The sequence below is a fragment of the Butyrivibrio sp. XB500-5 genome, assembly GCF_003625505.1.
Taxonomy (GTDB): domain Bacteria; phylum Bacillota; class Clostridia; order Lachnospirales; family Lachnospiraceae; genus Butyrivibrio.
The window spans coordinates 288253-309105 of sequence record NZ_RAIS01000001.1 but is presented as its reverse complement, the minus strand read 5'-3'; the positions used below and the strand labels follow the sequence as shown (position 1 = coordinate 309105).

18 protein-coding genes are annotated in these 20853 nt (G+C 41.6%); 16 read left to right on the top strand and 2 right to left on the bottom strand.

Annotation, left to right across the window (positions count from 1 at the left end; translation table 11 throughout):
- Positions 1–77 precede the first annotated feature (77 nt).
- Positions 78–329, top strand: a complete 252-nt coding sequence (locus D6856_RS01395) for a hypothetical protein (protein WP_092243752.1) — start codon at positions 78–80, stop codon at positions 327–329.
- Between the two features lie 103 nt (positions 330–432).
- On the opposite strand, the gene D6856_RS15115 is transcribed toward D6856_RS01395, so the two are convergent.
- Both D6856_RS15115 and D6856_RS01390 read right to left on the bottom strand, forming a co-directional pair.
- Positions 433–606, bottom strand: a complete 174-nt coding sequence (locus tag D6856_RS15115; protein WP_158588790.1) for a hypothetical protein — start codon at positions 604–606, stop codon at positions 433–435.
- A 211-nt stretch (positions 607–817) separates the two neighbouring features.
- Positions 818–2281: a methyl-accepting chemotaxis protein gene (locus D6856_RS01390; RefSeq protein ID WP_120685425.1), complete on the bottom strand. Its 1464-nt coding sequence runs from the start codon at positions 2279–2281 to the stop codon at positions 818–820.
- 190 nt (positions 2282–2471) lie between these two features.
- Here D6856_RS01390 and D6856_RS01385 point away from each other — a divergent pair, with 190 nt between their 5' ends.
- The 15 genes from D6856_RS01385 (at position 2472) to D6856_RS01315 (ending at position 20842) form a co-directional block, all read left to right on the top strand.
- The gene (locus D6856_RS01385; protein WP_330543865.1) at positions 2472–3389 is read left to right on the top strand and encodes a glycosyltransferase family 2 protein; all 918 of its coding nucleotides are present in this window, start codon (positions 2472–2474) and stop codon (positions 3387–3389) included.
- 95 nt (positions 3390–3484) lie between these two features.
- On the top strand, positions 3485–4708 hold the full coding sequence (locus D6856_RS01380) for an EAL and HDOD domain-containing protein (protein WP_120685423.1): 1224 nt from the start codon (positions 3485–3487) through the stop codon (positions 4706–4708).
- 28 nt (positions 4709–4736) lie between these two features.
- Positions 4737–5879, top strand: a complete 1143-nt coding sequence (locus D6856_RS01375; RefSeq protein ID WP_120685422.1) for a hypothetical protein — start codon at positions 4737–4739, stop codon at positions 5877–5879.
- A gap of 31 nt (positions 5880–5910) precedes the next feature.
- Entirely contained in the window at positions 5911–7839 is a 1929-nt protein-coding gene (locus tag D6856_RS01370) for an EAL domain-containing protein (RefSeq protein WP_120685421.1), read from the top strand.
- 27 nt (positions 7840–7866) lie between these two features.
- Positions 7867–8889: an extracellular solute-binding protein gene (locus tag D6856_RS01365; RefSeq protein WP_120685420.1), complete on the top strand. Its 1023-nt coding sequence runs from the start codon at positions 7867–7869 to the stop codon at positions 8887–8889.
- Positions 8882–10558: a sensor histidine kinase gene (locus tag D6856_RS01360; RefSeq protein ID WP_120685419.1), complete on the top strand. Its 1677-nt coding sequence runs from the start codon at positions 8882–8884 to the stop codon at positions 10556–10558. The genes D6856_RS01365 and D6856_RS01360 overlap by 8 nt, the downstream gene beginning before the upstream one ends.
- A gap of 22 nt (positions 10559–10580) precedes the next feature.
- The gene (locus D6856_RS01355) at positions 10581–11348 is read left to right on the top strand and encodes a response regulator transcription factor (RefSeq protein WP_120685418.1); all 768 of its coding nucleotides are present in this window, start codon (positions 10581–10583) and stop codon (positions 11346–11348) included.
- A gap of 184 nt (positions 11349–11532) precedes the next feature.
- Positions 11533–12711 (top strand): ABC transporter substrate-binding protein, encoded by a 1179-nt coding sequence (locus tag D6856_RS01350; RefSeq protein ID WP_120685417.1) that lies wholly within the window; start codon positions 11533–11535, stop codon positions 12709–12711.
- An 87-nt stretch (positions 12712–12798) separates the two neighbouring features.
- Positions 12799–14511: an ABC transporter permease gene (locus D6856_RS01345; RefSeq protein ID WP_120685416.1), complete on the top strand. Its 1713-nt coding sequence runs from the start codon at positions 12799–12801 to the stop codon at positions 14509–14511.
- A gap of 15 nt (positions 14512–14526) precedes the next feature.
- Positions 14527–15588 (top strand): ABC transporter ATP-binding protein, encoded by a 1062-nt coding sequence (locus D6856_RS01340; protein ID WP_092243700.1) that lies wholly within the window; start codon positions 14527–14529, stop codon positions 15586–15588.
- Positions 15589–15611: 23 nt separating this feature from the next.
- The gene (locus D6856_RS01335; protein WP_120685415.1) at positions 15612–16310 is read left to right on the top strand and encodes an MgtC/SapB family protein; all 699 of its coding nucleotides are present in this window, start codon (positions 15612–15614) and stop codon (positions 16308–16310) included.
- Between the two features lie 158 nt (positions 16311–16468).
- Positions 16469–17683: a PrsW family glutamic-type intramembrane protease gene (locus tag D6856_RS01330; protein ID WP_120685414.1), complete on the top strand. Its 1215-nt coding sequence runs from the start codon at positions 16469–16471 to the stop codon at positions 17681–17683.
- 147 nt (positions 17684–17830) lie between these two features.
- Positions 17831–18925 carry a TRAP transporter substrate-binding protein gene (locus D6856_RS01325; RefSeq protein WP_120685413.1) on the top strand — a complete coding sequence of 365 codons (1095 nt, stop codon included), beginning with the start codon at positions 17831–17833 and terminating at the stop codon, positions 18923–18925.
- 97 nt (positions 18926–19022) lie between these two features.
- Positions 19023–19547: a TRAP transporter small permease gene (locus D6856_RS01320; RefSeq protein WP_120685412.1), complete on the top strand. Its 525-nt coding sequence runs from the start codon at positions 19023–19025 to the stop codon at positions 19545–19547.
- Positions 19547–20842, top strand: a complete 1296-nt coding sequence (locus D6856_RS01315) for a TRAP transporter large permease (RefSeq protein ID WP_120685411.1) — start codon at positions 19547–19549, stop codon at positions 20840–20842. The genes D6856_RS01320 and D6856_RS01315 overlap by 1 nt, the downstream gene beginning before the upstream one ends.
- Positions 20843–20853: the final 11 nt, after the last annotated feature.

The following is a 20853-nucleotide window of genomic DNA, read 5'->3' as shown; positions in this document are numbered from 1 at the left end:
AAAGTCCAAAGAATATCGCAATTACATTTATTTAATGATAGAATAGTGATACCACGAATTGTAAGGAGGGTAACGCTATGAGAGTACTTTTTGGAGAAGGAGTAGTCAAAGAAGTAAGTTCGGTGGAAGTCAAACCCATGGATCTGGGCGACGGTACGATCAGCGGAACACAGGTTAATTTTGTGCTTACAAGCGGAGACAGGATTGAGTATATCTACAGCGTTAATGTTCCGATCGAAGAATCGGGAAGAAGGGCAATAGAATTTGTAAAAAAACTCTATGAAGACGGAAAAGCAGACTTTTCACATGAATCTGTGGAGATGTTGTAAAAAGCTCATAATAGACAAAAGAAGAGGTCCTATGCTCACGACGGCATAGGACCTTTAATTTACCAGATCTTCCATTGTATTCTCCATTCATTTATATAAATGATCAATGTTTTCCAAGTTGACCCTGATGTTTGAGCTCAATGAGCATATCAAAAACAATTCCCAATGGTAAACCGGTAACTCGAGCTACTTTCTCGGGATCGGGATAATATTCATTATCGAAATCCTTTCGGATGCAGTCCATTACTTCTGTTCTGATGTCGTATGTAGCTGTCATACACGTATTTCCTCCTTCCGTAAATAGTCAGATAATTACATGACCGTATTTATCTGTTATTTATAATTATATCGTATTTTTAATTAAAAAGTTAACCTTTTTGTGTCAATAATTATGAAAATTTTATAAACGGAATTACGATTATTATTTTGCATAAAAAAGTGGCATTGAGATCCGGTCCCAATGCCACATATTATTATGCTTCTTGATATCAGTTTGTCTGCATATCTCTTAGCTTATTTGCTTCCTGGAAGATATTGAGAAGTATCATCTTAAATGCTTCGAATTTCTCAACCGCCTGCTCGGAAGCCTGAGCGCCTTCATTGGAAAGAGAAGCGACTTCTTCACTTGTTGCGGAGAGATTGGATATGCTGTCGTTGATCTCGGTCGTTGACGCTGCGATAGCTTTCATGCCTTCAGCAATCTCGGCAAAGCGTGAGAGCATCTCGGTTACGTTTTCATTGATGCTGTTGAAGCTTTCTCCGACAGATTCGATCATTTCGTTCTGCTCGCTGACTGTATTTACGGTTTCGTCTATGCTGGAAATAGCTTTATGTACTTCTTCATTGAGCTCTGCAATGATGCTTGTTATCTCTGTTGATGCAGTATTGGTCTCGGCAGCGAGTTCACGAACGTTGTTGGCAACAACGGCAAAGCCTTTTCCGGCTTCTCCGGCTCTTGCAGCCTCTATACTTGCATTAAGAGCAAGCAGATTGGTCTGCGTTGAAATAGACATGATGGAACCGACAATGTTCTGAACCGCTTCAACTTTGTTCATAACGGCCTGAGTAGCATCAACTGTTATCCTGCTGGCTTTTGATACATCCTCTGATTTAACCTTAAGATCTTCAATGACACGAACACCTTCCGTGATAGCATTCTGCGTGCTGTCGGAAGCGGCACTCATTTCAATTCTGTGCTTCTCGGTAGAATCCGTCTGCTCCTGAATCTGCTGAACCTTTTCAGCCTGCTTTGTAATAGACTGGGCGGTGCTCTCCATGCTGGTAGCGATATCCGTCATACCTGAGTGCTGTGTTTCTATAATGTCTTGAAGGCTCATAAGATCTTCCTGTGAAGAATTGAACAGATCCGTTATGCTGTTGGCAATCTCTGCCATGCTGTTACCCGTTGCGAGTGTCTTTTCTGCGTTGGAGCTGATGACGAGATTGTTTTCTCTGTTAAAGCTAGTGAGAAGGCCTACAACCGAAAGGCTTGCCACAAAAGCAAGAGCCAGGGTGATGAACACGGGAAGTAGATTAACATCAAGTCCGCCCGTTGAAATAAATGTCTTTATGACCAGAACGACGTAAGAAAAGCAGATTGCGGATATTCCGATTCTGCACAGTCTTACGTTAAGATAGATGATGCTGCAGATAAGTATCGGAAGTCCGAACGCAAAGTATATTATGTTGTCTTCAGCGATAAGAAATACCAGATAAAATAGTGTTGCACCGCCCATGATAAGGATGGAACCTGCTTTTACAGTGCTGAATTTGTAATTTCCTACGATGATCATAACGGCGGAAACGACTGTTGAAAGTATGATAGCGATACGCCCGATACTCGGTCCGTTATGTGCAAAAGAAAAGACGGTAAGAAACAGTCCGCAAGCCAGAACTATCATACATACAATAAAGCTGCATTTGTTTGCTCTACGATATTGTTCAGCATTCATATTATTTGATTCCTTTCGCAAAAGAAAAATTTATTTAGATATATTCAATTATATATATAAAATTTTATCACAATAAAAGTATTCAAACCAGCACCGGCACTGAATATTTTGTATCATTTCTTGTTTTTTTGATGCTTATTTATGGTATAATGAGCCACAGATACAATTCTTATGAATGGAGGACTCTGCAGTGCTTTCTGTAGTTATACCCGCATACAATGAAGAGGAAATGATCCCAAAGACCTCACAGACAATAGAGAAGATATTGAAAGAAGCCGGAATAGAACACGAGCTTCTTTTTATAAACGACGGTTCCAAGGACAATACCTGGACTGTTATAGAAGATGAAGCTAGGAAGAATCCTCTCGTCAAGGGTGTATGCTTTTCCAGAAATTTCGGAAAAGAATCCGCTATCTTTGCGGGTCTGTATGAATCAAAAGGCGACTGCGCGGTTGTTATAGATTGCGATCTTCAGCATCCGCCGGAAAAGATCGTCGAGATGTACAGACTCTGGGAACAGGGCTATGAGATAGTGGAAGGCGTTAAGGCCAGTAGAGGCAAAGAGAGCGGACTGCACAGATTTGCAGCCAAGAGCTTTTACAATATCATGACCGATGCTGTGGGCTTTGACATGTCCAGAGCTTCAGATTTCAAGCTCCTCGACAGAAAGGCAGTCAATGTCCTTCTTAATATGAATGAGAAGAATGCGTTCTTTAGAGCTCTTTCTTCCTGGATCGGTTTTAAATCCACAGAAGTTGAATACGATGTAAGAGAGAGGGAAGCCGGCACTTCCAAGTGGAGCACCAGAGCTCTTATTAAATATGCCGTGACCAATATCTCTTCATTTACATCAGCTCCGCTTCAGATCGTGACATTACTTGGTGTTCTTGTATTCGGACTTGGACTTTATTCAATAATAGAGGCTTTGGTCAGGTACTTTATGGGAACCGCCAAGGAAGGATTTACGACAGTTATCATACTTCAGTGTCTGACAAGTTCTGCTATCATGCTCGGACTGGGCATCATAGGCTTTTATATTTCCAAGATATACGAGGAAGTAAAGGGCAGACCTAAGTTTATAATTGATAGAACCACGTACGAAAAATAACGAAATAATATAAAAAATCTTGGTTAAATCGCAATAATGGGTTAAAATATTAATGAGTGGTAATTTATCTTGTGTAAACGAGAAAGGAGAAATTAATGCTTGCAACGTTGATTCCTTTGTTTGACGAGAAAATGTCAGTATGTGCTTATTCTGTTTTTGCTCGAAAGGAAAACCACTTTTTAAACCCCGAAATGGAGGGTGGAGCGAGATTTGACGGTGCCGGTACGGTTCATGAGCTTGAAGTAGTAAGCAGTATGGGCGTAGGCACTCTTTCAGGCGGAAAAGAAGTATTTGTTCCGATAAATCAATTTTCGTTATTTGCAGAGATTTCACTTCAGTGTACGGTTCCCGCAAATAAGGTTGTCCTTTTGATGGACAACTCCATTTTACCCGAAGAGAATTTTATCAAGAGAGTAAAAGAACTTAAGCAACAAGGTTACAAGCTTGCGATAAGGAAGCTTCCGATATCTTGCTTTGAGCCCTACAAACAGATCTTGAATCTGTGTGACTATATTTTCCTTAATCACGCCAAGATCGATATATCCAAAGCTAAGATCTATTTCAGTAATGTATATCCCAATATTAAACTTTGCGTTGTCAATGTGGATTCTCAGGAAGATTATGAGATGCTCACGAAGGACGGCGGATACGACCTTTATGAAGGAAGTTTTTTCAGAATGCCGATCACGCATTCTGAAAAGCAGGTCAATCCTTTGAAGGTCAACTATATAGAGCTTCTTAACGTTGTAAATGCACCGGACTATGATCTTACCGATGCGGCTGATGTTATCGGAAAAGACCCGGCGCTTGTTATCTCGCTTCTTGAGATAGTAAACAGAATGGCTCTTAATTCCGAGATCACATCGATAAGACACGCGGCTGCGATGCTCGGTCAGAAAGAACTTAAAAGGTGGATCAACACGGCAGTTACGAAAGAATTGTGTTCGGACAAGCCTTCTGAGATCACAAGGCTTGTAATGATAAGAGCCAAATTTGCGGAGAATCTCGCGGAAGTATTTGAGATGGCAATGCAGGCTCCGGAGCTGTTCCTTATGGGACTTTTCTCAGCACTTGATATCATGCTTGAGAAGACTATGGAGGAAGCGCTTGATATGGTAGTTGTATCCAAGAACGTCAGAAGTGCTCTTCTTGAGGGAAAGGGAGAGTTTGCACCCGTTCTTGAATTTATCAAGAAATATGAGGATGCGGATTGGACAGAAGTTTCAAGACTTATGGTTCTTGGAAACATGGATATGAAAAAAGTTTATGAAGCATATCTTTCGGCACTGAGATGGTACAGGGATCTTATTCCCGTATGACGAAGGAAACGCGACGTGGGGTAGCGTTATGTTTAGTGATCAGACATTCGGTGTAATTGCTTACAACCTGTCGGCACTTATTGTCAGTGTTACTTGCATCATTTACAAGCTGATAATTCCCAGCAGGCTCAAATTCAGAAACAGATTATTTAATTCGCTTATTATTATTCTCGCCATAGATGCTTTTTCCGCTATCTATGGCGAAATTATACGCGGTTACGATATGGCACACGAGACCGCGCTTTTTCTTCGCAATCTAAACGAGATGCTCTACTTCTCAAGCCACTTTGCCATCGCTCCGATTATCGCAAGATACACCATGCTCAAATGCGGTGTGGAGCACAAGATAAGAGGCTGGAGAGTGGTCGCCGTCCACTTGCCTTTTTTGATCTCGGAATTCATGATTCTTTCCAATCCATGGTTCCATCTTATCTATACCATCGACGACAATCTAGTATATTCAAGAGAATGGGGCGTCTATGTTGTTTACATCATAGGTGGTCTGTATTTCATATTGTCTGCCGTATTTATCTATTTATATTGGGATCTGTTAAAGAGACTGGAGCAGATCGCGGTAATCTTTTTTTACATCCTCGTTCTTATCGGAACCCTTATACAGATGGTCTTTCCCAATATAAGCTGCGAGCTGTTGTGTGAGGCAATAGGTGCAATGGGAATGATGGTCGTCCTTGAAAACGATGATGACAGAAGGGATTATACGACCAAGGCATATAACAGGAATGCTCTTATAAATGATATGATGATCTATTTCAAATATAAGAGACCTTTCGATGTTATATTCATAGACATACTCAATGAGGAAATACTGCGAAGACTGCTTACTTACACGGATTATGAAAAGATACTTACAGAGGTCGTTAAGTTCCTTAAATCCTTGAGTGAAAAGTATGATGTATACAGAGTCGGCGTGAACAGTTTCTTTGTGGTCTGTCCTGAGATCTCGGAAAAAAGAGCCAAGAAAACTGCCGAAGAAATATATGGAAGATTTAAAGAGTTTTGGACCTACAGAGGCAGGATAGCTACGCTTAATGCGAAAGTCGTTCAGGCCGGAACCGAGGACGGAATAGGTGATATCGATAAGCTCTTTAAGGTACACGGAAGCGGTAAAAACGTCGAAAAAGACGGCCCGATCTTTTATGATGAGCTATAGATCTTTTTCTTAGAATAAAAAGGGAAAAAATATGCTTGAGGGAAATTTACCGGGAAGCCTTAATTTTGTAATAGCTTCTCTGGCAGTCAGTTTAACAAGTATTTTATGCATGGTTGTTATCAGGAAGAAAAAGAATGCTAGGAACCGCCTTCTTATTGCGCTTCTTTTTATAGTATTTTTGGATTCGATAACGGGAATAGTATCAACTATTTCTTACATTTCTTCCGCGCCGTATTTTATCAGGATAACTCTGTGCTATTTTCCCAAATATATTTATTATTCAACGCATTTTCTTATGATGCCGATCTTTTACTGTTACATTATAAGAGTTTGCGGCATTCATCATTTGTTTACCGGAAAACTTTTTTCGATAATCGGCATACCTGTGGCTATCCTTGAGCTTCTTGTATTTTCCAATCCGTTTACAAAGCTTACCTTTTATGCAAATTCCGATCTTATTTTTCACAGAGGAATAGCTGTTTATATAGCATACGTGATCAGTGCGCTCTATTTTATTTTGTGTATCGTTACGCTTGTGATGTATTGGACCAATATAGATAAGCTTAAAAAGATAGCACTTGTCTATTTCCTTGCACTCGCCATTGTGGGAATCGTTGTTCAGATGCTGTTCCCTGCATTTAACTGCGAGCTTTTGTGTGAAGCAGTGGGACTGATGGGAATAATGATCATTCTGGAAAAAGACGATGACAGGGCGGATTCCATCACGGGTCTTTATAACAGGAATGCACTTATGACCGACCTTGATAAGAATATCTTATTAAAAAAAGAATTCCATGTTATCTGCATTCGAATCGAAAATGTCGAGCTCTATCAGACTATCGTAGGATACGACTGTTTTGAGCTTGTTAAGCATGAGATCGCCAAGTATCTGTTTGTTGCTGCCGATAAATTCGATGTTTATACCGATGAGATTTCCTGTTTCTACATCATCTGTCCCAAAGAGCATGAAAAGGAAGTCAAGAAGCTGATATTTGACATAAAGACAAGGTTCGATAAGAGCTTTAAGGTAAAGAAACAGGAGATATATGTGAATCCCGTTATCCTTTGCGTAAGCTCACCGGATATGTTTAAGAGCACAGAGGACATCTTGCTTCTTGGAGAATCTTCCATCAGTGACAATGACTACGGAAACGTCTACATGTGGCATGATCTTGATGAAGTTCAGAGAAGGATTGATATTGAAAAAGCAATCGTAAGAGGCATCAACACCAGACACTTTAAGGTAAAATACAAACCCATTTTTTCCAAGGAGGGTAGAAAGCTTAAGGGAGCGGAAGCGCTGATCGCTCTTGAAGATACCGATATAGGTGAGGTTTCTTTTGAAGAGCTTATAAGTGTTGCGGAGAAATATAATCTGGAAGAAGTCATGCAAAAGATGATGATCGAGGACATCTTTGATTTCCTTGACGGCGAGTTTGAAGAGGCTGTATCGGGCTCTTTTGACCTGATGCTTATTCATGCGCTCTCACAGAAAGTCCTCAATGAAGATATGACTAACGCAATTACAAGGCTTGTTGCGAAGTACAATATCGATGTTACGGGTGTAGCTGTCGACATAAGTCAGAATATTGTCGATGCCTATGCAGAGAAGGCTCTTTATGCCCAAAAAGAGCTTAAAAAGAGTGATATTCGAGTATTCCTCGGAGACTACAGGATAAGCTATCTCGATGACAAGGATGATAACATTCCGGGATTCGACGGAGTTATCCTTAACATGAAATCTTTTATTGAAAAGATGGGAATGTCGCAAGGCCGCATCACTCTCGGAAATAAAGCACAGATGATAAAAGAGCTCGGAAAAAAGGTTCTTATTACGGGAGTAGAATCTTTGGAATACTATGATATGATAGAGGATATTTATGCTGATTATATTTTTGGCAGTTATCTGTCTGTTCCGCTTTCCAAGGAGCAATTTGTCGAGCTGCTTAAAAAAGAATGATCAGCTTTGGGGTAAGGAACTTAGTGTATGAAAAAGTGGGGTATTGCAGCTTTAGTTGTTATTTTGATCGCTGCGCTTGTCATATATATTGATTGGAGAGGAAGAAGCTATGAGGTTGTGGAGGGCGATAAGCTTGTTGTCGTTTCGCCGCATCCCATAGAGTTTATGATTCCTCTTATCCAGGAATTTGAAAACGAGACGGACATTTCCGTGGACCTTAAAAGTATGGGAACGTCCGCAGCGATAGACAGCATAGTTAATGATGAAAATGTTGATATTATGTGGGGCGGATCTCTTCTTTCGGTCGGCCCTTACTTAGATAATTTCTATTCTTATGAAACTCCCAACAAAAAAGACTTTATGTATGCGTTTACCAATGAGGCAGGCACGGTAACATGCTTTTCCGATGTGCCGAGTGTTCTTATGGTCAACACCGATCTTATAGGCGATATCAGTATATTGGGATATAAGGATCTTTTGAATCCGGCGCTTAAAGGGAAAATAGCGTTTGCAGATCCCGGAAGATCGTCGTCTTCTTTTGAGCACCTTGTAAATATGCTCTATGCGATGGGTGACGGAGAGCCCGAAAACGGATGGAATTATGTGAAAAGCTTTATTTCGCAGCTTGACGGTAATCTTCTTGAGAGTTCTTCTGTCGTATATCAGGGCGTTGCCAACGGTAAGTATGCGGTGGGCCTTACCTTTGAAGAGGCTGCCGTTACCATGCTTAAAAGCGATAAGCATGTAAGTATTGTTTATATGAATGAGGGAGTGGTAATGACTCCCGATGGAATCTATATTTCCAAGAATTCCAAAAGACTTGAAAATGCCAAAAAGTTTGCGGACTTTATGACATCCAAGGATGCGCAGCAATATATGGCAAGCGACCTCGGAAGAAGGTCTGTGAGAAGAGATGTTGAATCATCGATCCTTGTTGTTCCGAGGTATAAGATAAACAATCTTCCCGTAGACAGAAATAAAGTTATTGAAAGTAAAAATACGTGGATAGAAGAATTTAACAGGATCCGGAAGGAGGACGGCAATGGCTAAAGAAGTGCGCTCCTTTCAGGAAAATATAAGAAGAACCTTCATAAGATTTTCTATCGTTCCCGTTGCTGCGATCGTTATGGCTGCGCTGATACTGTTTGTCTTTTCCTGGCTTACCTTTATGGCATCATCAAATGAACAGGAAAACAAGGCGGCAAGCGAAGAGATAGCGGGTAAGCTTGATGTGTATTGCAGCATGGTTGATAAGGTCGCTTCCGAGATCAAAAAAGAAGACTATGATGTATCGGGAAACGATGTTTTCAGAATATTGTACGAGTGTACATCAGAGTATGGTGACATCGGAAATCTACTTATTATGTCGCCTTCTATGGAAGCTCTTTTTTCAAGTAAGGATCATGTACCGGCATTTCTGACGCAGTCCGAGTATTCGAACTGGGGAATCTGGAATGTGATAACTACATATAAAGGACAGACTAAGGTCACTTTGTACAGCGGTAATCTCTGCGTTTCAAAAGGTATTTATGAAGGCGGCAGATTGCAGGCTGCGGTTGTGTACATTATTCCGAAAGAAGTAATGTCATCCGTTATAAGTAATCAGAACAGATACGTGATCATAACAGACAAGCACGGATGGGTATATACGGCAAATACCAGAGGACTTCAGGATGTGTTTGGACAGATAGACAATACGATAAGCTCCGAAGTCGGCTTTGTTAAGCTTGACGGCAATCTCTATTATTCGTACAGAACTGAGCTTAAAAAGGGACTTATAGTCTATACCGTAAATGATGTCAACAGAAGCGTACATTTGATATGGGCGATAATTGCCATTATCACGGTGATCTTCCTTGCAATCGCGCTTATCACTGTAAAGAGCACGGCCATAAGCTCTGTAAGATACACGAAAGATATCAAAAAAATCGAAGATGCTTTTGAAGAGGTCCAAAAAGGTAAGCTAGATGTCAATCTTGATATTCACAGCAGCAAGGAATTTCAGACAATCGGTGATGACTTTAACGAGATGCTGGAAGGACTTAAGGAGCAGATAGGAAGGAATAAAGAGCTTGCGGAGAACGTTGCCTTTTCGCAGGTTAAGCAGCTTGAGAGCCAGTTTAATCCGCACTTTATTTTTAATACGCTTGATAATATAAGGTTTATGGCAAGGATCGATGCGGCCGCGGCAGATAAGATGATAGTGTCGTTATCGGGACTTTTGCGCTACAGTATCAAGGAAGTAAGAGAAGAGGTAACGGTAAAAGAGGACCTTGATCATTTGCAGTATTACCTGAATATCCTGCAGATCAGATTTAATAAGCGTTTTGCGTATTCGATAGAGGTTCAGGATGATATTATGGATTGCCTGATCCCTAAGCTTCTTATACAGCCTCTTTTGGAGAATGCCGTTAAATACGGTTTTAACGGACAAGAGAAATTGACGGTAAGTATCAGAGGTTACCAGATGCAGGAGAAACTGATATTTATCTGTGAGGATGACGGCGCGGGAATTGATGAGGAGCTTCTGGAGGAGATCAGGAACAATCTTAAGGCAGAAAACAATACATCGTCCCACTACGGTATTTACAACATTCATCGAAGGATCGGCCTTATGTATAACGGTGATTTCGGGCTTGATATTTCAAGTAAAAAGAATGCGGGAACGCTTGTAAGGATAACTGTTCCAAAGCGCGTAGGCGAGGAGAAGATTATTTGATTGATCACAGAGGTGTTTTACAATGTACAGAGTTTTGATCGTTGAAGATGAGGATATCATCAGAAAAGGAATTGCATATACGATGGACTGGATGGGCATGGGATGCACCATCGCGGGAGAAGCCTGCAACGGAAAAGAGGGGCTTGATAAGATAAAAGAGCTTGAGCCCGACATCGTTCTTGCGGATATCATGATGCCCGTTATGGACGGAATAGAGATGATAAGAGAAGCCAAGAAAAGAGGCATCGGAGATTTTAAGAGTATTATACTGACAAGCTATGCGGATTTTGAATATGCCAAAGCAGCGATAGATCTTGATGTTTCCGCATATCTTATGAAGCCTGCCTCGGAGGATGAACTTAAAAAAGATGTTGAGAAGATAATCGCTGAACTTGAGAAGGAGTACAGGTTCAAGGAGTTTTCCAAAAAGCAAAGATCCTTTGAAGATATTGATACCGTATATATCAAGCAGGATAAAGACAATGACTATGTCAAATATGTTCTTGAGGCGACCAAGGAGCATTATGCCGAGAAGATAAGCATAGAGCAGTTTTCTGAAAAGCTTGGAGTATCGGGAAGTTATTTATCGAGGAAATTTAAAGAGGCAACAGGCACAAGCTATCTTGATTTTCTTAATAAGTACCGTGTTCAGCAGGCAATACGTCTCCTTGAGACCGGCAAGTATAAAGTATATGAAGTGTCGGATATGACGGGATTTTCCGATTATAAGCATTTCAGCACCGTTTTTAAGCGCTATACGGAAGTCGCACCGTCGGAGTTTTTGAACTAAAGTCAAACCCCGGTTCTGCCGGAATTTATAGACCGATATCATGAAAAATGAACCTTTGGATTATAGGAGGTTCATTTTTTTGTTCAGAAAATCGGATAACTAAACAGAAATATAGGTATTTATAGATTAATCTTTTTCCTAGAATAGTATTATCAAATATTTATTTGATGAAAGGAGAAGGATAATGAAAAAGAGATTAGCAATGGTATTGGCAGGACTTATGGCTATCGGTGTTGTTGGATGTGGTGTTAATTCTGCGCCCGCTGCACCTGAAGCAGCTCCCGCAGAGGAAGCTAAGCCTGAAGCAGACGCTCCTGCACAGGAAGAAGCAAAAGCTGAGGAAGCCGGAGATACAGCGAACTTAGATGAGCTTATTGAAGCAGCTAAGGCTGAGGGCGAGCTTGTCGTTTACGGTTCTTGTGAAGAAGAGTATCTGGCAGCTGCTTGTGAGCACTTCCAGGAACTCTACGGAGTTAAGGTTACATACCAGAGACTTTCAACCGGTGAGGTTCAGAGTAAGATAGAAGAAGAGAACGGTAATCCTTCAGGTGACGTTTGGTTCGGCGGTACAACCGATCCTTATAACGTAGCTGCAAGCGAGGGCCTTCTTGAAGCATATGAGGCACAGAACGCCAGCCATCTTATCAGCAATACATATCGTGATGCCGATGGATATTGGTATGGTATTTATAAAGGAATCCTTGGATTCATGGTTAACATGGATGAGCTTCAGCGTATGAATATTGACCAGCCTCAGGATTGGAAGGATCTTCTTAATCCCGAGTACAAAGGTCTCATCTGGCTTTCAAACTACAACACAGCCGGAACCGCTAAGCTTGTTGTTAACACAATGATCCAGAAGTACGGACATGATGAAGGTATCCAGTACCTTGTAGATCTTGATAAGAATATCGAGGTTTATACAAAGTCAGGTTCAGGCCCTTCTAAGAATGTCGGAACAGGTGAGTGTATTGTTGGTATCGGTTTCCTTCACGATGGTATTACACAGATCGTTGATAACGGATACGGCAACATCGGACTTATCATTCCTTCATCGGGAACATCATTCGAGGTTGGTGCAACAGCTATCTTTAAGGGAGCTAAGCACCCCAATGCAGCTAAGCTTTGGATTGAGTATGCTCTTAGCCCTGAGTGTGTTGAGCTTGCGGCAGAGAACGGTTCATACCAGTTCCTCGTACTCGACAATGCTAAGCAGCCAGAAGTAGCATCTCAGTTCGGACTTAATCCCGATAACGTTATGGATTATGACTTTGCGGATGCAAAAGAGAATACTCCCAAGTACGTTGAAGAAGTTATGAACGCACTCGGAAGTGCAGCAGACGATCGTTTCCAGACTGAATAATCTTGATTGTTATGTGGGGCGGGTTGCGTATAGATCCGCCCCATATTTATTCCGCAATGTATTTATTTTCACAAGGAGGACTTAGTAATGGCAAAGAGTCAAAGTGCCAGCCTTGACAGGAAGAAGCTGATGGCCGATCCCATTATGGTTACGACCATTGCGCTTTTGATTGTTTTTTTGACAGTTTTCATCTTATATCCGCTCGCAATCTTGCTTGTGGACAGTTTTGTTTCCGAGACGGGATTTACTTTCGATACATTTAAGCGTGTTATGGCGCTTCCGAATTTCAGACGTGCTATAACAAATACTTTGAAGGTAGGTTTTCTTGTTGGTATTGCATCGGCTCTCATAGGTCTTTTGTTTGCCTATGTTGAGGTGTATGTCAAGCTTCGTACAAGATTCATGGAGGGACTTTTCAGAGTCGTATCCATGCTTCCCGTTGTTTCACCACCATTTGTTCTTTCATTATCGATGATCATGCTTTTCGGTAAGGCAGGTATCATCACCCGTTTCCTTTTAAAGATATACGATAACAGTGTTTACGGCTTCTGGGGAATTACGATCGTTCAGACCCTTACGTTCTTCCCGGTATGCTATATGATGCTAAAGGGTCTCCTTAAGAATATCGATCCATCTTTGGAGGAAGCTGCAAGAGATATGGGAGCTTCCAGATTTAAGGTATTTACGACGGTTACATTACCACTCATTCTTCCGGGTCTGGGCAATGCGTTTCTCGTAACTTTTATCGAGTCTATCGCAGATTTTGCAAACCCGATGATCATCGGTGGTTCTTACGATACACTTGCAACAACTATCTATCTCCAGATCACGGGTGCTTATGATAAACAGGGCGCTGCGGCAATGGCTGTGGTTCTTTTGGGAATAACACTTCTTATGTTTATTGTTCAGAAGTACTATCTGGAGGCTAAGAGTACGGCAACTCTTTCCGGAAAAGCATCGAGAGAGCGTATGCTTATTACCGATAAGAGCGTTACGGTTCCGCTTACGATACTTTGTTCCGCACTTGCCATTTTCGTTATTCTCATGTACATCTGTGTTCCTTTCGGAGCGATGTTCCGCACATGGGGATATGATTTCCATCTTACATTTAAGTGGTTCGGACAGGTGTTTAAAAAGTACAAGGGCTTCAAGGCGTTTAAGGACAGCTTTATCCTGTCGCTTATTTCCGCGCCGATCACAGCTCTTTTGTCCATGATCATTTCTTATCTTGTTGTAAAGAGAAAGTTTAAGGCAAAAGGATTTATAGAAGCGGTTTCAATGCTTGCCATGGCGGTTCCCGGTACGGTTCTCGGTATCGGATATATCAGAGGTTTTTCCGGAGGTCTTTTCGGAAGCGGAATTCTTCAGGGCTTATACGGAACCGGTGCGATACTGGTGATCGTATTTGTTGTTCGAAGCCTTCCTACCGGAACACGAAGCGGTATCTCAGCTCTTCGTCAGATCGACAAGAGTATTGAGGAATCGGCTTACGACATGGGCGCTGACAGCTTGAAAGTATTTATGACGGTGACGCTTCCTCTTATTAAGGACAGTTTCCTTAGCGGTTTCGTAACCTCATTTGTACGAAGCATCACGGCGATCAGTGCGATAATTCTTTTGGTTACACCTTCGTACCTGCTCATTACCGTACAGATCAATGAGTTTGCAGAGAAGGGTGCATACGGAATTGCCTGCGCGTTTGCGTCAATTCTTATTCTCATAACTTACGGCGCGGTTCTTATCATGAACATACTTATGAAGTATTTCGGAACAAGCCGCAGAGTACAGACAAACGATTAATGAAAGAGGTGTAAAATGGCTAAAGAGAAAAAGGGTGTTCGCCTTGAACACATTTCAAAAATTTATAAAGATCCTAAGACAGGAAAAGATTTTTATGCGGTAAAGGATGCCAATCTTGAGATTGAGCCCGGTAGCTTCGTTACATTGCTCGGTCCTTCCGGATGCGGTAAGACAACAACGCTTCGTATGATCGCGGGCTTTGAGAGTCCCGACGAAGGTGAGATCTATTTGGGAAATGAGCCCATCAATGCTCTTACTCCCAATAAGCGTGATACGGCGATGGTATTCCAGAGCTATGCGCTTCTTCCTCACTACAACATCTTTGATAACGTAGCTTACGGACTTAAGCTTCGCAAGATGGACAAAGAGACTATTAAGCGCAAGGTTACCGATATTCTCGGACTTGTAGGACTTGAGGGCATGGAAAACCGTATGACCAATCAGCTTTCAGGTGGTCAGCAGCAGAGAGTTGCTCTTGCAAGAGCGCTTGTAATCGAGCCCGGAGTTCTTTTGTTCGATGAGCCTTTATCAAACCTTGATGCCAAGCTCAGAGTATCGATGCGTACCGAGATAAGAAGAATCCAACAGGAAGCAGGAATAACGGCTATCTATGTAACACACGACCAGAGTGAGGCTATGGCGATCTCAGACAAGGTTATCATCATGAACGGCGGCAATGTTGAGCAGATCTCAACTCCTCAGGAAGCATATTATTATCCGAATAATAAGTTCGTTGCGGACTTTATCGGTGAGGCTAATTTCCTAAAGGGTGTTGTAGCGGCTCAGGATAAGGTTGAGATAGCAGGATCACAGATCAGCTGCGCAACAGGTAATTTAACGATAAATTCTGATTGTAATGTTGTACTTCGCCCGGAAGGTGCTATACTTGGAGATAGTGGAGTGCTTAAAGGAAGCGTTAAGTATTCATGCTTCATGGGAGCATATCAGGATTACCATATCCTTGTTGGTGATACTCTTCTTAAGATACAGGAATACAATCCAAAGAATAAGAAGATATACAATGTGGGAGATGAGGTATTCCTCAGCTTTGAGGATAATACTCTCTACGCACTTTAATATTAAGAACGGAGCATTATTATATGAATGCATGGTCACTTATTGAATTTTTGGAAAGCTCCAATGATATTGCGGTTGCAATAAGACTCGTTGTGGCGACATTCTTCGGCAGCCTTATCGGTTGGGAGAGAATTGTCAAAAGACACAGCGCCGGAATCAAGACTTTTGCGCTAGTGAGTCTGGGCTCCGCTGTCGCAACAGCACTTAATGTTTATCTTGCACAGTTGCCGGGACTTAACGCCGATGTTAGCCGTATACCTGCCGGTGTTGTAAGCGGTATAGGCTTTCTCGGAGCAGGAACGATCCTTGTTACCGGAAGACAGCAGATCAAGGGACTTACGACCGCTGCTTCATTGTGGGTTACATCATGTATGGGAATGGCTATCGGAGGAGGCTATCTGATAATCGGAGTTGTATGCTTTGCTCTTGTTATGATAGCCAATGTCATCCTTCTTCATCTTAGTCATCGAGTAGAGGATAACAGCAAGTACATGAGCGTTTATGTTGAAGTTAATAAAGCGAAAGGCGTCAACAAGCTTATCCAAACCTTATCGTCTGAAAACTGTAAGATAAGCAGTATGACCAAGAGTAAAGAAAAGACTCTTCAATCATCGGACGCAGCAATAATTGTGGATATTGATTTTGACAGAAGACGTTCACATAAGGAAGTATTGGACTTATTAAATGCTCAGGAATTTGTTAATTATGTGGAAGAAATCTGACATTTTGTAAAGAAATCTAAAAATAGACTGATTAAAGAACTGCCAGCGAAAAAACCTCGTTGGCAGCTTTTTTATCTTGACATTTCTTTACAAATATATTAACATTACCAAAGTGACAATTATTTATTATTATGAAAAAAGTTGAAGGGGACAATTAAATGACGATTCTAGCATTTTTGGCAGTTCTTCCTGCCGCAGTTTTATTGTACGTTATCTACAAGGCAGACAATGTCGAGAAAGAGCCTATCGGGCTTATGGCATTGGTGTTTTTCTTGGGAGTTCTTTCCACGATTTCAGCAATGATCTTGGAAACGATCGGTACATATGTACTTGATCTGGCATTTATGAATATGGGTGGATCGAGAAATCTTATTTACACATTTCTTATGACTTTCCTTGTTGTCGGTGTTGCCGAAGAGGGCGGTAAATATTTCGTATTAAAGAAGATGACATGGAAAAATAAGGAATTCAATTTCTCATTTGACGGTATCGTTTATTCGGTGTGTGCATCATTGGGATTTGCAACACTTGAGAATATACTTTATGTTCTTCCCGGCGGTTTTGGTGTCGGAGTTGTAAGAGCTATTTTATCAGTACCCGGACACTGCATCTTTGGTGTGTTCATGGGTGTTTATTACGGACTTGCCAAGGGCAATGAGCTCAGAGGAAATATGGAAGGCATGAAGATGAATCTTCGCAAGGCTTTCTGGATTCCCGTTGCAATCCACGGTTTCTATGATTTCTGTCTTATGGCTGAAATGGAGATCTTGCTTCTTGCATTCTTGGGACTTGAGATATTCATGGTTGTTCGTGCGATCAAGATGATCAAACTTATGTCTAAGACAGACATGCCTCTTATTCCCGGCGTTACTGCAGAGGAAGCTATCAATATAAGAAACATGCAGGCAATGCAGCAGGCTATGCCTCAGGGAATGGCCTTCCAGCAGGGAATGGCAATGCAGCAGGGCATGCAGATGACTCAGGGAATGGCTCAGAACATGCAGCAGCCATATGCTCAGATGAATCAGAATATGGCAGGAAACTTCCGGCAGCCTTACACAAATATGAATCAGAACGTTCAGCAGCCTTACAATCAGATGCAGAACGGTTACGGATATACACCTGTTCAGAACGCACAGCCTATGCAGAATGATGCATTCGCCGCTCAGCCCGTTCAGAATGCACAGCCCGTTCAAAATGAGCAGCCGCTTCAGAATGTTCAGGAGATAGTTAATACAAATACTCAGAACACGGTTAATAATCAGACAGAGGAACTCTTCAACCAGGATCCCGCTATCATGATCCAGAATGAGCCTTTAACTGACGGACTTTCCAATCCGGCTCCCGTGTTTACGGCAGATGAGCTTACTTGATAAGTTTTAATTTGATTAAAGACATTAAGATTGTACTAGGATTCTTAAAAATATCCGATTTTTTCTAACATGGCTATAACCTATAATGACATTGTCGAAAAACGACAATGTCATTTTTTATTTCCAAATTTTATGGGAGGTTATGGTATGAAGAAAAAAATTATCGCAACTATTTTAGCTGCAGCAACAGTTCTTTCTATGACAGCATGTGGCGTTTCAGCTCCTGAAGCTCCTGCGGCACCTGCAGCTACAGATGCAACAGAAGCAGCGGCAGAGACACCTGCGGCAGATGCAACAGCAGCTGAGGCAGTAACACCTGCAGCTGATGCTATCACACTTGTTATGGCAGAGGTTAATAACCTTGATACCATCGTTGGTATGACAGATGCTAAGTTTAAGGAAGAGGTTGAGAAGAGATCAAACGGATCTATCATTATTGACCTTCAGCCCGGTGGAGTTCTCGGTGATGAGGCAGCTGTGCTTGATTCAATGCTTGGTGGCGGCGGAACAATCGATATGTCAAGAATTTCCGCTTTCGCTCTTACACCTTACGGCGGAGAGAAGTCAATGCTTCTTTCACTTCCTTACACATTCGTAAACCGTGAGCATTTCTGGAACTTTGCCAATTCAGATCTTGCACAGGAATTCCTTCTTGAGCCCTCAGAAAAAGGCAGAGGCATCAGAGGTCTTTTCTATGGTGAGGAAGGCTTCCGTCATTTCTTCACAAGAGATGCAATTACAGGTATCGAGTCATTCAAGGGCATGAAGCTTCGTGTTTCTACAGACCCTGTTATGACAGGTCTTGTTGAGGGTCTTGGCGCATCTGCTACACCTATTGATTTCAACGAGCTTTATCAGTCACTTCAGACAGGTGTTGTTGACGGTGCTGAGCAGCCTATTGCTAACTACAAGTCAAAGGCATTCCCTGAAGTTGCTCCCAATATGATCCTTGACGGACATACGCTTGGTGCCATCCAGGTAGTTATCACAGACGATGCTTGGAACAAGCTTACACCTGAGCAGCAGGAAATCATTACAGAGGCAGGTAAGGCAGCTTCTGAGTACAACCGTTCAATCTCTGAAGAGAAGGAGAACGAGGTACTTGAGCAGCTTAAGGCTGACGGTGTAAACATCGTTGAAGTTGAGGATATTACTCCTTGGCAGGAAGCAGTTAAGCCTGTTATCGAAGAGAACACTAAGGGACAGGAAGATCTTTACAAGAAGATCTGCGATATGAAGTAATCTTTTTTCAAGATTAAATTACAGTTTTAATTAAGCAATAAATTACAAGGCACAGAGAGTCTTACTTCCTGTGCCTTGTTTAGAAAAGAGGCATTTTATGGAAGGCATTTTTAATCAGATTGATAAGATCAAGCCTTTATACGATATGACATATAAGGTTATGCTTTTTATCTGCAAGCTTCTACTTGTTGCAGATATCCTTATCACTAGCATAGCAGTTGCATGTAGATATATACCTTTTGTTACCGCTCCTGCATGGTGTGAAGAGATAGTGCTTACACTTATGGCGTATATGGCAGTATTATCAGCTGCGCTTGCTATCAGACGCGGTGCACATATCCGTATGACAGCTTTAGACTCATATTTACCCAAGGTTGTCATTAAAGCGCTTGATATTTTAAACGATGTTTTTGTTTTTGGGCTTGCGCTGGTAATGATCACTGTGGGATGGAAGTATGCACTCAAATTAGGAAGCATGGGATCATATACAAGTGTGCCTTTCCTTTCAAGATTTTGGCTTTATTTCCCGATTCCCGTTGCGGGCGTGGCAATGGTGGTCTTCGAAATAGAAGCGTTCTACAACCATATTAAGAGCATAGTTATTAAGGAGGAGAATAAGTAATGGCAATAAATACAACAGCTATTGCAATATTGCTTGTGAGCTTTCTCGTTATGATTTTGCTCAGATTTCAGATTGCGTATGCAGTAGCACTTTCATCTATTTTCTGTTTGTTATATCAGGGATTCCCGCTTACAACAGTTTGTCAGCAGATGGTTAAGGGAATCAGTTCTTTTAGTTTGATGGCGGTACCGTTCTTCATCACCATGGGTTGCATAATGGGTAGCGGAGGAATATCCGAGAAACTCATTGCTCTTGCAAATTCCTGCGTTGGATGGATGACAGGCGGAATGGCGATGGTTAATATCGTTGCTTCATATTTCTTCGGAGGTATTTCCGGATCTGCAGCTGCAGATACAGCATCACTTGGAACAATCCTTATACCTATGATGGTAGAAGAGGGATATGATGACGATTTCTCAACAGCTGTAACCATCACATCATCATGTGAGGGACTTCTTGTTCCTCCCAGTCACAACATGGTTATCTATGCCATGAGTGCAGGAGGTATATCTGTAGGAAGCCTTTTCCTTGCAGGATATATTCCGGGAGCACTTCTTGCTATCTCTCTTATGGTTGGATCATATATCATATCCAAGAAGAGACATTATCCCAAGGGAGAAGCATTTAACATAAAGAGTTTTATTAAACAGCTCGGAGTATCTATCTGGGCTCTTGCAGCAATCATTATTGTTGTAGTGGGAGTTGTAGGTGGTGCGTTCACAGCTACAGAGTCTGCAGCTATTGCAGTTATCTATAGTCTTATTGTCAGTGTATTCATTTATAAGGGACTTGACCTTAAGGGAATATGGAAGACTCTTGAGCAGTGTATTGACACACTTTCCATTGTGCTTATCCTTATCTCAACTTCAAGTATCTTTGGCTTTTGCCTGACAACACTTCATGTACCTGATCTTGCTGCAAATGCTATTATCGGACTTACACGTAATCCGATACTTATAGCACTTCTTCTTAACCTGATACTTCTTGTACTCGGATGCATTATGGATATGGCTCCCATCATCCTGATAGCTACACCTATCCTTCTTCCGATCGCACAGTCTATCGGTATCAATCCGATTCAGTTTGGTATCATGATCATCCTTAACTGCGGTATCGGACTTCTTACACCTCCTGTAGGAGCTGTATTATTCATCGGTTCCGCTGTAGGTAAGGTTAAGATGGAGAAGGTCGTTAAGGCAACACTTCCTTTTTATTTATGCATGATCATTGTACTTTTGCTTCTCACATTTATACCTGAGATCAGCATGTTCTTACCTAACCTGTTTGCTAAATAAAAGGATTATTG

Coding starts and splice junctions, on each gene's coding strand:
- D6856_RS01395 (WP_092243752.1), top strand. CDS start 78: ATGAGAGTACTTTTTGGAGAAGGAGTAGTCAAAGAAGTAAGTTCGGTG.
- D6856_RS15115 (WP_158588790.1), bottom strand. CDS start 606: ATGACAGCTACATACGACATCAGAACAGAAGTAATGGACTGCATCCGA.
- D6856_RS01390 (WP_120685425.1), bottom strand. CDS start 2,281: ATGAATGCTGAACAATATCGTAGAGCAAACAAATGCAGCTTTATTGTA.
- D6856_RS01380 (WP_120685423.1), top strand. CDS start 3,485: ATGCTTGCAACGTTGATTCCTTTGTTTGACGAGAAAATGTCAGTATGT.
- D6856_RS01375 (WP_120685422.1), top strand. CDS start 4,737: ATGTTTAGTGATCAGACATTCGGTGTAATTGCTTACAACCTGTCGGCA.
- D6856_RS01370 (WP_120685421.1), top strand. CDS start 5,911: ATGCTTGAGGGAAATTTACCGGGAAGCCTTAATTTTGTAATAGCTTCT.
- D6856_RS01365 (WP_120685420.1), top strand. CDS start 7,867: ATGAAAAAGTGGGGTATTGCAGCTTTAGTTGTTATTTTGATCGCTGCG.
- D6856_RS01360 (WP_120685419.1), top strand. CDS start 8,882: ATGGCTAAAGAAGTGCGCTCCTTTCAGGAAAATATAAGAAGAACCTTC.
- D6856_RS01355 (WP_120685418.1), top strand. CDS start 10,581: ATGTACAGAGTTTTGATCGTTGAAGATGAGGATATCATCAGAAAAGGA.
- D6856_RS01350 (WP_120685417.1), top strand. CDS start 11,533: ATGAAAAAGAGATTAGCAATGGTATTGGCAGGACTTATGGCTATCGGT.
- D6856_RS01345 (WP_120685416.1), top strand. CDS start 12,799: ATGGCAAAGAGTCAAAGTGCCAGCCTTGACAGGAAGAAGCTGATGGCC.
- D6856_RS01340 (WP_092243700.1), top strand. CDS start 14,527: ATGGCTAAAGAGAAAAAGGGTGTTCGCCTTGAACACATTTCAAAAATT.
- D6856_RS01335 (WP_120685415.1), top strand. CDS start 15,612: ATGAATGCATGGTCACTTATTGAATTTTTGGAAAGCTCCAATGATATT.
- D6856_RS01330 (WP_120685414.1), top strand. CDS start 16,469: ATGACGATTCTAGCATTTTTGGCAGTTCTTCCTGCCGCAGTTTTATTG.
- D6856_RS01325 (WP_120685413.1), top strand. CDS start 17,831: ATGAAGAAAAAAATTATCGCAACTATTTTAGCTGCAGCAACAGTTCTT.
- D6856_RS01320 (WP_120685412.1), top strand. CDS start 19,023: ATGGAAGGCATTTTTAATCAGATTGATAAGATCAAGCCTTTATACGAT.
- D6856_RS01315 (WP_120685411.1), top strand. CDS start 19,547: ATGGCAATAAATACAACAGCTATTGCAATATTGCTTGTGAGCTTTCTC.